The sequence below is a fragment of the Virgibacillus sp. LDC1 genome, from assembly GCF_025792345.1.
GTDB classification, from domain to species: Bacteria; Bacillota; Bacilli; order Paenibacillales; family Paenibacillaceae; genus Paenibacillus_AQ; species Paenibacillus_AQ lautus.
The window spans coordinates 1,553,289-1,566,116 of record NZ_JAOXLZ010000001.1 but is presented as its reverse complement, the minus strand read 5'-3'; the positions used below and the strand labels follow the sequence as shown (position 1 = coordinate 1,566,116).

The 12,828-nt window shown below is 47.0% G+C and carries 14 protein-coding genes; 4 read left to right on the top strand and 10 right to left on the bottom strand.

All coding sequences use genetic code 11. From position 1 onward, the window contains the following. Window positions 1–7: 7 nt before the first annotated feature. The 6 genes from OHJ21_RS07110 to OHJ21_RS07085 all read right to left on the bottom strand — a co-directional run bounded on the left by OHJ21_RS07110 (window position 8) and on the right by OHJ21_RS07085 (window position 5,422). Window positions 8–955: an ABC transporter substrate-binding protein gene (locus OHJ21_RS07110; RefSeq protein ID WP_486019661.1), complete on the bottom strand. Its 948-nt coding sequence runs from the start codon at window positions 953–955 to the stop codon at window positions 8–10. A gap of 52 nt (window positions 956–1,007) precedes the next feature. Further along, complete coding sequence (locus tag OHJ21_RS07105; RefSeq protein WP_486019660.1) at window positions 1,008–2,462, bottom strand: aryl-sulfate sulfotransferase; 1,455 nt, start codon at window positions 2,460–2,462, stop codon at window positions 1,008–1,010. 26 nt (window positions 2,463–2,488) lie between these two features. Beyond that, window positions 2,489–3,031, bottom strand: a complete 543-nt coding sequence (locus OHJ21_RS07100; protein ID WP_326120651.1) for a MarR family winged helix-turn-helix transcriptional regulator — start codon at window positions 3,029–3,031, stop codon at window positions 2,489–2,491. 287 nt (window positions 3,032–3,318) lie between these two features. Next, window positions 3,319–4,692 (bottom strand): hypothetical protein, encoded by a 1,374-nt coding sequence (locus OHJ21_RS07095; protein ID WP_486021005.1) that lies wholly within the window; start codon window positions 4,690–4,692, stop codon window positions 3,319–3,321. A gap of 33 nt (window positions 4,693–4,725) precedes the next feature. Further along, window positions 4,726–4,896: a hypothetical protein gene (locus tag OHJ21_RS07090; protein WP_326120652.1), complete on the bottom strand. Its 171-nt coding sequence runs from the start codon at window positions 4,894–4,896 to the stop codon at window positions 4,726–4,728. A gap of 94 nt (window positions 4,897–4,990) precedes the next feature. After that, window positions 4,991–5,422, bottom strand: a complete 432-nt coding sequence (locus OHJ21_RS07085) for a GNAT family N-acetyltransferase (protein ID WP_486019659.1) — start codon at window positions 5,420–5,422, stop codon at window positions 4,991–4,993. A 254-nt stretch (window positions 5,423–5,676) separates the two neighbouring features. Between OHJ21_RS07085 and OHJ21_RS07080 the strand changes: the two genes are divergently transcribed. Next, the gene (locus tag OHJ21_RS07080; RefSeq protein WP_486019658.1) at window positions 5,677–6,798 is read left to right on the top strand and encodes a DUF4261 domain-containing protein; all 1,122 of its coding nucleotides are present in this window, start codon (window positions 5,677–5,679) and stop codon (window positions 6,796–6,798) included. Window positions 6,799–6,984: 186 nt separating this feature from the next. Here OHJ21_RS07080 and yedF read toward each other — a convergent pair whose 3' ends face one another. From yedF to OHJ21_RS07065, 3 genes are all read right to left on the bottom strand, one after another. Next, entirely contained in the window at window positions 6,985–7,212 is a 228-nt protein-coding gene (yedF, locus tag OHJ21_RS07075) for a sulfurtransferase-like selenium metabolism protein YedF (protein WP_015735163.1), read from the bottom strand. Beyond that, entirely contained in the window at window positions 7,202–8,356 is a 1,155-nt protein-coding gene (gene yedE, locus OHJ21_RS07070; RefSeq protein WP_394057424.1) for a selenium metabolism membrane protein YedE/FdhT, read from the bottom strand. The genes yedF and yedE overlap by 11 nt, the downstream gene beginning before the upstream one ends. Window positions 8,357–8,603: 247 nt before the next feature. Then, the gene (locus OHJ21_RS07065; RefSeq protein ID WP_326115010.1) at window positions 8,604–9,104 is read right to left on the bottom strand and encodes a DinB family protein; all 501 of its coding nucleotides are present in this window, start codon (window positions 9,102–9,104) and stop codon (window positions 8,604–8,606) included. 353 nt (window positions 9,105–9,457) lie between these two features. Here OHJ21_RS07065 and OHJ21_RS07060 point away from each other — a divergent pair, with 353 nt between their 5' ends. The 3 genes from OHJ21_RS07060 (at window position 9,458) to OHJ21_RS07050 (ending at window position 11,553) form a co-directional block, all read left to right on the top strand. Beyond that, window positions 9,458–9,640: a DUF2524 domain-containing protein gene (locus OHJ21_RS07060; RefSeq protein ID WP_486019657.1), complete on the top strand. Its 183-nt coding sequence runs from the start codon at window positions 9,458–9,460 to the stop codon at window positions 9,638–9,640. A gap of 292 nt (window positions 9,641–9,932) precedes the next feature. Next, complete coding sequence (locus OHJ21_RS07055) at window positions 9,933–10,508, top strand: sigma-70 family RNA polymerase sigma factor (protein ID WP_326120656.1); 576 nt, start codon at window positions 9,933–9,935, stop codon at window positions 10,506–10,508. After that, window positions 10,498–11,553 (top strand): hypothetical protein, encoded by a 1,056-nt coding sequence (locus OHJ21_RS07050; RefSeq protein WP_486019656.1) that lies wholly within the window; start codon window positions 10,498–10,500, stop codon window positions 11,551–11,553. The genes OHJ21_RS07055 and OHJ21_RS07050 overlap by 11 nt, the downstream gene beginning before the upstream one ends. A gap of 103 nt (window positions 11,554–11,656) precedes the next feature. On the opposite strand, the gene OHJ21_RS07045 is transcribed toward OHJ21_RS07050, so the two are convergent. Further along, a complete protein-coding gene (locus tag OHJ21_RS07045; protein WP_481856494.1) occupies window positions 11,657–12,640 on the bottom strand; it encodes an alpha/beta hydrolase in 984 nt (327 codons plus the stop codon). Window positions 12,641–12,828: the final 188 nt, after the last annotated feature.

The window sequence follows — 12,828 nt, the reverse complement described above, 5'->3', positions numbered from 1 at the left end:
CCTCACTTCATTCAATGACTCGATCCGGGAATGCTTCTCTCACCAAATCCAGATTCAATTTCTCATTCAGTTCGAAATCCTTCTCGATGATACCGTTATCCACCATATATTTCTTCTGTCCCTGTAATCCTTCGTAGGCTTTATCCGTAAAACCTATGTTCCATGGATTCTTCGGCAGATCCTTTAGGGTCGCTTCTCTCGGCTGCTTGACTTCTTCATACATTAGGTCCGCCGTTTCCTCCGGATGCGCCTGGGCATAGGCTGACGCTTCATCCAGCGCTTTCAGAAGCGCTACGAAACCTTTCTTGTTGCTGTTGATCAACTCATTCGAAGCGATCAATCCAGTACCCAGCCTTACCGGTGTCTTGGACATATCCGAAAGTTCTTTGGCTTCGGTAAGCGTTCCGAACTTCTCGTTCAGCACTGCCCCATATACCCAGGCGGCGTCAATATCGCCTTTTTTGAGGGCCACAAACGCCTCGTCGAAACCTCCCTGTCCGATCAGTTCCACATCCGACAACGCAACTCCGTTTTCGTCCAAATATACATCCCATAGATAAGGGATGAAAGTGCCTCTTGAGAAACTTAACTTTTTACCCTTGAGATCAGCAGCGCTCCCGATTTCTTTACGGACGAACAGCTTCCATTCGCTTGCACTTACATCCGTTGCTGTACCGGATGAAGCGAAAATGGAGTAATCGCCTTTGCTGACAGCGTTCAGGAGTGGGAAGTCCGCTCCGAATGCAACGTCTGCCTGTTTAATGAATAAGGAGTTCACGCCTTCAGCCGGCGTAGCGAAGTTTACCAATTCGGCATCAATTCCGTGTTTGTCAAAGAACCCTTTGCTTTTAGCCACACGAAACACGGTATTGGTGGAAATATCCGCGATTTTCAGTTTGAGCCGATTCCCCTGCTGCTCGCCCGAAGCATTTCCGCACCCGCTTAGCATACTCATGGTGAGAATTAGTGACAGAAACCGAAAACTCCATTGCTTCAAAAATTGGTTTCTACTCATTGCGATCCCTTCCTTTTTGCACAAGTTCATCCGTTCTGGCCACGCAAAGCGCTCCCTCTCCATACGAGATCGTGCCTTCTACTTCCACGCTCGTAACGGCACCTCTTTGTGCGGCCCCCGGCAGGCGGAAATCGGCAACATCAAGCGGAGCAATCTCCGTCTCAACAGGCAACTCAAGCTGAGGTACCCATTCATACGGAACCCGGTATGCGCGATAGACCATATTGGAGTTGCGGGTGTTTTTATAAGGCGAAATATATTCCCACACCAGCTCGAGTTCTCGTGTCACTTCGAATATTCGCCCGTCAGCCCCCTCGGTGATCAAGGTGTTGCCATTAGGGAGCCGCTGAGCCGAGCTGATATATGGACTGTAAAAACGGTATGAGTCAAGCGGAGCCTGGAATCCGGCTTCGGTCGGCGTATATTGCCATTCAATCTCTAAAGTAACGGGGTTGATTTCCAGGATGCGCGAATGGTCACGCCGGGCTATTTTCAGGCCGTCTCCCGCTTCCGGATTCGGCTTTCCGTAACCGCCCCAGCCACCGTTATCAAAGATGAGAATGTTGCCTTCGCCCGGAAGGCCCTGTGGAATGAGATGAGCATGATGCTGACCGATAATCCAGCCGATATGCTTTGTTTCCTCCGTGGAATAATCGGGGCCAAGCTTCCAGACGATATTCCCGTTTTTTTTATCAATGATGGCAATAATATTCGTTTCCCTAGCATCCCAGATTATATTATCGGGATGGAAGCGTTCGTCCCCCGCATCATAGAATCGGTTAGGCCCGAGCACCGATGCCGAATTAATGTGCATCCAATCGCCCGCATGAGCGCCAAAGCCGCGCGTATTCGGATCGCGGGATAATGCGTGCTTCGCATCCTCATCAAATCCGAGTTCATCAAAGTGATCGCTGACGGCCCACTCCCACACGACATTCCCTTCCCAATCCACTTCGATCATCGTGTCGTCCAATAGCTCAATGTCGGATATCTCGGGACGTTTCACATTTTTGTGGGCCAGAATGAGCGTATGGCCCGAATCCACTTTCGGATCTTGCCCTGGAACATAATAACCGACGGGATTGCCTTCCCGCTGATAGTCATGATGCTGGCGTGCCATCCACTGCGGCGGATGCCCCGGATCCTCTATGTATTCATAACGGTCAAATTTCCAGACGATATTACCGTCCCAGTCGACCTGCACCAGATTGGTCTCATCCTGAAACCCGTATTTCGGATCGCGCTCTGACGTGCTGCCAAGCACGTAACCACCCGGAAACAGCTTGTTGGGAAAACCTCGAAGTCCTTTCCACAAATGAACCTCTTTCCCATTCATGTCAATGAGGAGAGCCCCTGTATCCGCTGCATGATAAATCGTGTAACCGCTCCAAGCCTTCTTTGGGTTATATACCGTTGTACCTGTTGGATAAATCGTCGGATGTCCCATGTCACAACTTCCTTTCAAATTTGAATTTAGTAAGAAATAAATGCATTCGAACGTTTCAAGGAGCCGCGATGACCTTGAACATTTCCTTCGTTGGGTTGGGTGGATAATGCGCACTGTCGCTGCACGGAATCCGAGAAACCTTCAAGATGTTCATGGAGCCGTTTAAAATAATGAATCTGTTCCCTGAGCTCCTCGTGCGAGAATGCGCCGAAGATCAGCTCAATCATGTACCCGCCAACATTTTCGTTACGCTGCAGCATCTGTCTTCCTGCTTCTGTAATGTCTAAGGCAATCGCTCTCCGGTCTGTCTTGCTTCGCCTTCTGATCGCGAATCCGGAAGTCTCCAGCTTGTCGCATATCGCCGTTACCGCTCCAGATGTGAAATCGAGCTGTTCCGCCAGCTCGCCAAGCCTTTGCTCGCCATTCCGGAATATCGTGTTGAGAATCAACAAGCCTGGCAGTGAGATGCCTTCTACCGAGATTTTGTCACGCTCTTTGACAAACCTGCGTACTACTTTACGAAAATGCCAATCAGCCTCCTCCAATAAATCCCAATCCTTCTCTTCCATGTCGCTCCTCTCTCGGGTCATAAACCTCCATATGCAGTCCTTATCTCCCGCAGCTAACTCTTGAAATACAGAAAGACCCCCATCTACCCCTTTTGTCGTACTAACGACAAAACGAGTAAACAGGAGCCTTTGGTGGACCAATCGGCTGACCGTATCGTTCAATGCTAAGATAATGAATGATCATTTAATGATCATTGAAGGGAAATGCCTGTGGCTAGATTAAACCAATTAATACCACCTGTCAAGTAGGATTTATTCTACATGGTTCGAAAGAAATGAATAGTTAACTATATGAACGACAACCGCGCACCAATTTGACGGATATGGTTGACGTCAGCGAACAAGATAAAATAATTGTAGAACGTTTCCCCAATTTGGACAGGGCGTGGGTATCTTACGATCAAGGCGGACTGCTTATTCATCTCCGCTGGTTGGTCGGCTGACGGAAAAATGAAACACGCTTCTTGATTTTGTATCTTCACAGGAACAATTCTTGGTGATGAGCCGTAAGGCATCAATGGGTGAAAGGCTTCAGAGTGGCACACTTCGGTAATACCTTCACTCGATGAAATGGCAGATACCTGAAAAAAACCGTCGGCCCCCTCGTATCTCTCTTCACTGACCCGACGCCAGCTTGCGGGATATGGAAAGGATACCCGGTACACAAAGCTGGTGAAGATGTTTTCCGAAATCCTTCTGGCTCTGTGAGACCACTGCAAAGCTGTAATCCGGCCGCCACTGACAACGTTCATCGGCACCTGATCCCTGAGATCCACAATCCAGAGCTGACTTGCGCTTTCTACACCTGCGCATCCCGATAAATACGCGATTTTCATACCGTCCGGGGACCACCCTACGGGAGTGGCAAAACAGTCGGATACCGCTATCGTTCGTTGATTCTGACCGGTGCGGCTGTCGATCTGGATAAGAGAATAATAATTAGGCTCTTCATAAGCGGTTGCGCTGTAGGCGATGCTCTGGGAGTCCGGGGACCATGACGGAAAATAGTTTTTGGCGAGCGGTCCGCCTTCCAGCGTATAGATGGTACCCGTTGCCAAATCCACAGTTGAAATTATGGAGATGCTTGCACCAGGGAATGTATACAGTGCGAAGGTTCCGTCCGGGGATATCCGAACGTCGTGGAGCGGTCCGTTCGTATTTTGTGTGATTTGTCTCCGGTTCGTGCCATCGGTTCGCATGCGGAAGATCTGCGTGATGCCGCTGGCATCGGGAGCCGCAAAAAGAAGCTCCGTACCCGAAGGGAACCATTGGACATCACTAGCTCCTGGCTCTGAGAAGGTATAGCTCCGATGCGTGATCGTATCATAAACGACGATTCGGTCGTTTTTAACATACACCAGAGACCGGTTGTCAGGAGACCAGTCCAACAGCGTGAAGGGGGCGATTTGGTCAATCCTGGCTACAGTACGCGTGGCGATACTCAGCAAGTAGACCACATTTCCAATTCCGATAAATGCGATCCTCCTGCTGTCGGGCGACCAATAGGGAACGGAAAATTCCGCGCCAAGTCCCCGAGTAAGTTGAACATGAAGTCCGTCCTGCGGTCGGTACAGCCAAATGTCGAACGGTCCGCCGCGATTCGATGTGTAGGCAATCCACCCTTGATCGAGAACATGAGAAACTGCTTGCAAGGCCAACATCCTCTCTTGAATCATCTGATACTCCAGATATATTCAGTGGATGGCGGTTAGGCGACCGTCCCGGATGGATTTATGACGCTTCTTCATTTCCATTTGTCTTCTCCTCTGGAAAAGATAACGCTCCACCAGAAACATGATGGCCGATTCATGCCGAAGAGGCGTATCGAGCATCGCGACCCTGAACCAGGGGTAACGATGCTCCATAAGTTCACCTCAAACTACGATTGGTGTAATCAGTTCAAAGGTTCCCATCGGTTGACGTTCAAGAAATTCAATCATAAAGATTTCTCATCAATCCTTATGCATAAAATTCGATTGCAGGGTTACCTGAGAACATGGTATTGGAATATTCGCCGGCCTTGTATTCTGAGATGACTTTTGTCCAAAAAGCTTGGGCTGACAGATTTTTTTCCAACCAAGCGATACTCCAATTGCCCTTAAACATTTCGAACACTTTGAAAGCTGCCTCTTTACCAATTGACTGCTTTCGGTATTTTTTCAAGATGAAAAATTCCGCCATGGAATAGTTTGGAGTTGCATCACTTGCTGTTTTGATTTCTCTCACCAAAACAAATCCGGCCAGCTTCCCCGATTGTATAACAAGGTAAGGATACCGCCCCTCTTCCGTCCAGTAATGGTCTAAATACTTATAATCGTACAGGCCAAATTCGTTAACGTCATTCTCACGCTCATCTTCATATGGACTCATATCGTATTGATAGAGTTCCATCAGGTTACGTAATATTATTTTCTGCTCATATGAAACCCTTAGAAGTTCCACCTACCCACCACCATTCCTCCGTATGCATGTAAAAATATTCAATATGGTTATGGATCAATCCTGCCTATATTTGAGAATACCGCAGCCAAAAAAACGTTCCCTCATCGGTTAATCATCCGCGTTTTTCTAGTATTGCCCAACATCATAAAGGTTGGTAGAATATAACAGTTATACTATCGCACATACATAAGGAGAGGAACACAATGACAGTTCAACCACAAGCAGCTAAGGATTCCATGATCGAATGGCTGGCAAATGAACAAGAGCTCGGCCATAAGCCCAGCAAAATCGAATTAGCGGGAGAATTTGATCTCCACGACATGCATTATTATATTTTCAAATATAAGAAGACCCTGTTTGGCAAATGGCTGGTCGGCGTTTGCGGCGGTTATGAAAATCCGTCAGACACCGAGCATTGTGGACATGTGTTCAGTGAGATGCAGCCCTATCATCCTTCCACCGCGGAACAGGAAGCTGTAGCCATGGTTAACATGATTCGTGAGTATTGGATGAAGCAGGCTGCACAATATGAGACAGGGGAAGCTTCAGAGGATAACACGTTGGATTCCAATGAATCATCCGGGATATTTAATGGCTTCGTTCTGTTGAACTCCCCGGAATGCGACCTGGAACAGATCAAAGCAAATCTTCTGCACGATTGGAATATTTCCTCTTCCCCGGAGGATGGCAGCTCCGGAGAGGAAAAAGAAGGAATTCTGGTCTTTGAGTCAGACGGCTGCATGATCGCGGTCAGCTTCGTTGATGCTCCGGTACCGGATGGCGAGGCTGAGCATTACGCGCAAGGCAACTACCTGTGGCCAGAGGCTGTGGAGGTAACCAAAACCCATGTCAGCCAGCTTATTCTGGCGGTGTTTTCGCGTGCTGCCTCCCCGCTTGATAGCGGCAGGGTGTACACCAAGCTGGCGGCGAGCTGTTTGAAGCTGCCTAATGCCGTCGGCCTCTATTCATCCGGCACGGTATTTCAGCCTGAGCTCTATGTGGAAATGGCTGAAACCATGAAGTCCGACGATCTATTTCCGCTGTTAAATCTGGTATACTTCGGGCTAGTTCGCACGGAATCCGGAGTCAATGGATATACATATGGGCTCAGAGCCTTTGGTAAAGACGAGATCGAAGTGCTGGACAGCCAGGTGGCACCTGTCGAGCTTCGTGAATTCCTTATGGATATTTCTTTATATATCGTTGAACAGAACGTCACACTAAGAGACGGGGAAACCATTGGCTTTTCGGCGGAGCAGAAGCTGCCGATTATGCGTTCCGAGGGTGTCTATCTGGATGGTGACACGCTTAAAATCAAGTTCTGATTCCATGTGATCTTCTCCAATAAAAAGGCTCCCCAAGTCATTCAATTAACTTGGAGAGCTTTTCACACTCCACAGCCCGTAAGCTTACCGTAACATTCCATGTTGCTTACGGTTGCCGCAAACGGCTTCACATAAAAAAGCCCCCCTGTCAGAAGGGAGGCTTCTTTCGCGGTTATGAGAATAGCATTACGCCTGGATAAACAGGCTGAATTCCTGGCCGTTTTTGACCGGCTCCTGTGCCATGGTGTAGCCGTGTTTAACGACTTCCTCCGGCACGTTCCGAAAAGCGGAAGGACAGTCCGAAATGACCTGAAGCGTTTGTCCTTTTTTCATATCACGGAGTGTTTCGAGTGTGTAGATGACCGGGTAAGGACAAGATTCCCCTCGGAGATCCAGTGTGAAATCAACGGACATGGGTTGCATCCCCTTTCTTGAATCCTACGCCGAAGCGGTAGTTTTTTTGCCAGTATGCGGCGACAGCGAATCCGCCACCGAGTACGAGCAGCGTAACAATCAATGCAGCCGCCGGACCCATGACGGTGATCAGGTTAATAGGCGAGCCGCTCTTCACGAGAAGGTTAAATACCCCCATATGATCCCATGCATATGCCAAAGCGGTTGCGCCTATAATGTTGCCGATAAACACGGGTAAAAAGACAACTTGTCCCTCCATCAGCCGGTACATCATGCCGGTTTCGCAACCGCCGGCCATGACAATACCCAGGCCGAAGAGCAATCCGCCGATAAAGGTGCTAGGGGCGGCAATTTTTGTAATCGGGTCCAGACCGTATACAAGAATTACGATAAGCGTAGCGACGGAGCTGACTGCCATGCCGACGGCAATCGCTTTTGTCATCGTGGCCCGGCCGCTGATCCACAGATCGCGGAAAGCGGAAGTAAAGCAGATCTGCCCCCGTTCGATCAGGATGCCGAATGCCGCTCCGAAAAGGGCGGCTGTCCCCAGCATCGTGCGGCCAGTTACATAGAAGTATACGATCAGCGCGATGTACGCAAGACCTAACACAGCCCCTAGTAGAGGTTGCCGGTTCTTACCCGTTTTAACGGACGGCACGGTACCGCCCATTTTGAGTACGGGCTTCCCTTTCCACCATCTTGTGTTAACCAGCCGAGCACCCAAAAACGTACCCGCACCGGTAGCAACGATAAAGATCCAGGAATGAAGGGAGAATTGAGGCACGCCGGTAAAAAAGGCTGCCAGATTGCAGCCCAGAGCCAGCCGGGCTCCAAAGCCCGCGATGATTCCGCCGACAAATCCCTGAACGTACCGCCGTTTCTGTCTCGGCATTCGGATCTTGAAATTGCTGCTCAGCAGAATCGTAATGAGGGCTCCGATAAACATGCCCCATACGATCCACCCGTCGGTCCGCGTCCATGTCGTTCCGTCCATATGGACGAGTTCGAAATACGCCCAATCCGATATATCCACCCCGATGAATTCCAGAATATGCCCTCCGAGGCGAGTAAACTCACCGGTTACCGCCCATACCGTATGGGTGATTCCGAAGTAGACCGCGCTGAGAATACCGGCCAGGGCCATAACGAGATAAGGACTCCAGTAGCTTCCGAACCATGTTGAATATAACTTTTTCACTTGCTCAATAACTCCTCTTCCGCTAAAATCACGATTCTAATCTATGGTAAAACCCACAAATTCCATTTTACTATAAAAACTTCAATGCGGGGATGAAATTTGTTCATGATCTTACATCGTAATAACAAAAAAAGCCGCGATGATTCGCGACTTCCTATGCGTGTATGTTCATGTTTTCCGAGCTCATTCATGTTCAAAGCGGCGGGTTTTCTACTCCCATTTGTATCCATCCTTCCTTTGAAGGACCATATACCGCAGGGATATTCAATCCCGCTTGACGCATCAGGACGGTAACCTGTCCTCGATGATGAGCGATGTGCTTAATCAATCCCATAAAAATGGTAGCATTGGATTCCTGACGTCCAAAGGCATTTTGAAATTGTTTTAAAGTCTCATCCGTCCATTGTTGTTCAAGAGCTGTTTCTACATCAGAACTTATTCTTCTAAAAGTCTCGGCGATTTGGTTCGCGGAGGGTACTTCAGCAGAATCTTGTACCTGATCGACGACAAGCCCGAATTCAGTCAAGTATTCGGGGGTATTCGTTACGAAATGCCATGCAATTCTTCCCAGATTCCTGCCTTCTGGGTATACTTGCTGCAGTAATGATTCATCCGTTAAACTGTCTAACACCCTTTGTGTTAATTCTGCTTCTCTTTTCCATTCTGTAATAAAATCTGAAACGGTTATATACATGATTGGTTCATCCCTTCTTAAGAAACTCGTTCAATATTTGATGGTAATCGTTAATTCTACATCTTCCCTCCCCATTGAAATTGGATGTAAGAAATTCATCCTTAACTCCATCCTATCTGCTAATAGTGACAAGGATTGTCATAGTTATATTTTTTAAACCTCCAAGCCCGATACACGGCCTTCCGCCCCTATGCCCTCATTGCATTTGCTCGGGATTATCGTCATGATTACCTTGACCGACATGAATTCAGGGGCGATTCGCAAAAAACTCGTTTAACCGAAGCCATGAATAAGTTTGGAAGTATCCTCCATACTAGTGAAGAACCACACAATACAACCAAGGAGGAACCATGATGCTCGACAATCTGGAAAGCGACTATGACTGCGCGAAAGCCAGCGACGATCTCCATCGGCTCAAACAGGAGCTTGCCGCTCTGCGGGAACAGGGTGCTGAAGACAAGGAAACACAGGAACAACTCAACCGACTGGAGAATCAAATCTCCTTCATTATGAACAAATGCGATATTAACCATTAACGTTCAATCCAATCTCTCTTCGAGATCTGCAATGATCTCGCCATGAACTCCCTCCATGATTTAAAAAACCCGTATCCGTGAAGGATACGAGTTTTTTTTAGTTTCCATTGGTTAACCTCCGCGGTTATATAGGTTCGCAACAAACACATACGCAGACGGACTGTATAATAGTTAAGTAACCGGGTTGTCCTCCCCTATGGAATCGTTCTCGAAAAAAATAAATAAAGAAACCGAACCTTTTTTTGATAGAGAGACAATATAGTGTGTAAGCTTACCCAGGAGGGCCCTCTGAATGCAAAGTGAATATATGTACCAATTGCTCAAACAAATGAAGGATGGTGATCAACAGGCGTTTCATACGATGTACGATGCCACCTATCAGGACGTCTACCGGACCGTTTCCTTTCTGGTGGATCATCAGCAGGATCGGGAAGATGTCATGAATGAGATTTATATGCAAATGTGGACATCGCTTGCCAATTACGATACGAATCGACCTTTCCGTTTCTGGCTGCACGGCTTGGTCATCCGTCAAGTGCAGAGATTTCGGGTCAAGCGCTGGCGGAGATTCCGAATTTTTGAACGCATCCGTGCCTTCTCACGGGAAGAGTCGCATTGGGATCAACCTTCTGTGTTGATGGACGGCTCGAATCAAATGATATCGCAGGCCATCCAGAAACTGACTGATAAACAGCGAATGGTGATTATCCTCCGCTTTTTTCACGACTATACGTTGGAGGAAATCGCGACCGTACTCGACATCCCGCTGGGCACAGTCAAGTCCAGATATCATGCAGGCATCCAGGCGCTTCGAAAAAACATATGGAATCTCCCCCCGGAAAGGATGGAAAAAATCAATGACTATTGAACGCAATATCCGTGAACATCTGCGCAAAGAAGCAGAGACGTTGGATTGCCCGCCGGCAATTTCCAACCGAATAGCACGATCCTATTCACAATATGTGCAACAAAAAAGGAGCGGGAAACCTATGAAAAAACGATTAATAGCTGGAATTGTTGCGACTGCGATTTTGATTCCAACCGCAGCATTTGCTGCCCCTACGCTGATTGAAATGCTGACTAGAACCCCGATGACTGCTGAACAAGTCAAGACGGATGAGGTTGGCAAAGCAACTCTTGAGAAGCTGTATCGTGCTTTTCCTGAAACCAAATCGTTTGAGATTATCGAGGCAAGCAACGTCCAAGGTGTCCAAACAAGCATCATCCTCCAGGAAAAAGGGGGAATCGGCAAAAAAATCACCCTTCATACAAACAGTACGACGGGTGAGATTGAACACGTGATTCAAGAGAATTGGGAGCCTAAGGAGAAGCCAATCACGGCTTTAACCGATCGGGAGATCAAAGCGAAGGTTGATGATCTCTTGGATAAAATGTATGGCAACATCGAAGCGTATGAGTTTGCTTCGGAGCAATTGGAGAACCCGGATCAGAAAACGTTGATGTTGAATTACACCCATAAGGGATCAAAAACACCGTTCTACCAGGTTATGGTGCAGAGTAATTCAATCAGTGTTTCTCTCATTGGAGGAGAGACTGCTTCTTCAAACGGTAAAGTGGAAGGTTTCTTCACTACAAATGGTAAGCCCGATTATTTTGCAGACGCCTTTTTAAATGATGATAAACTCTTTTCTTTACTTAATATGAATCCAACCGAATTAAAACAAGAATTAACAAAAGGTAAATCTGTAGTGGAGATTGCAGCAACTAAACATGTCTCGAAGCAGCAAGTTGTGGATGTCATTGCAGAAACACAGGTTGATTTGCAAATCCAAGCTGAAGCTGATGGCGAAGTTCCTAACAACAACCTTTCAAAAGAACAAATGTTAAAAGCTATCGAACCAAAAGTATTGCAAGTCATTGAATACAAAACAGTAACGCCATCGAAGAAATAACTTTTTGATCCAACAAAAAGCCGGATTCCTTAAAGAAGGAAAACCCGGCTTTTTAATATGAATCCGTTCACTTCGTATATTTTCGTTAAAGGGCTGGCCCCCCTTATACTTCTTTCATAAACTCTCTAAATTTTTCAGCGATTTCTTTGAATTTGGTATGATGCAGATAATGTTCTCCTTCAAGTGGAATTACTTTTCCATGGTCAGAATCCTTGACTTGACCTTCATGCAACGGAATCCAGGTTGGAAAGTCTGGATTATCCGCTTGTACAAAGAGTAGAAGTGGAAGGTCTTTAGGGAATGTTAAGCCTTGAGCCTCTTTAAAATTGGAAGAAATATGGTCCATCTCACTTAACATCGTGGAACTATTCGAGTTTTTATTCGACAGCATTTTCATCTGCTCTACGGTGTGATCATCAAATGCGAGGTCAGCATAGGGATCGCCACCAAATTTGACCGCCAATCTTTGGAGACCTGATTTTTTAAGAAATGCAAACGTTTTTAGCGGGAATTTAACATCCATACCCGGTTGTGTTGGAACACTGCTATCGATGCCGACAAATGCAGTGACCTCGCTCGGATATTTGTTCACATAATCAATGCCGTAAATGCCTGCAATCGAGTGGCCCATGAGCATATATCGGTTAATGTTAAGTTGCTGTAGCGCTTCATGAACTTCACTTACGATATTCTCTATGGTTCGTTCTTTTTCAGTTCCATCACTTAATCCATAACCTAAAGGCTCAACCGCCACAACTTTGTAATATGGAGATAGCTCATCAATGAGCAGCTTAAAATCAAGCGCTGGTGCAGCTGTTCCATAACCTGGAAGAAGCACGATCGTTTCCTTACCTTCGCCTTGAATGAACACATTCATATTTTTCCCGTCTACAGACACGTGCTGGCCGTAAGGCTCTATTCGTTTCGCCTCGGAATGACTGCTGATCACATTGGTGATATAAACAATACCTAGAAAAAGAACAATGGCGATAACGATTGCTCCTATGATTTTAAGTAAAACACTTCGTACTTTCTTTGATTTCGTCCCATTCCTCGTCGTCATTTTCTCTGTTTGTGTCACGCTCATCTTCTCCTGTCCTGATCTGTCTATTAGGCTTCCTCCATGCGCCGCTAATGGAATCTTAACCAATGAAGATGTACTCCCCGTGACGTCAATATGAACGGAGTATGAACTGGCATAAAAAACTACGGTCTCACATGCAAGGAAGTTTGCACATGAGCCGTAGCTGTGAGAATACGAAGTAGACAATTGGA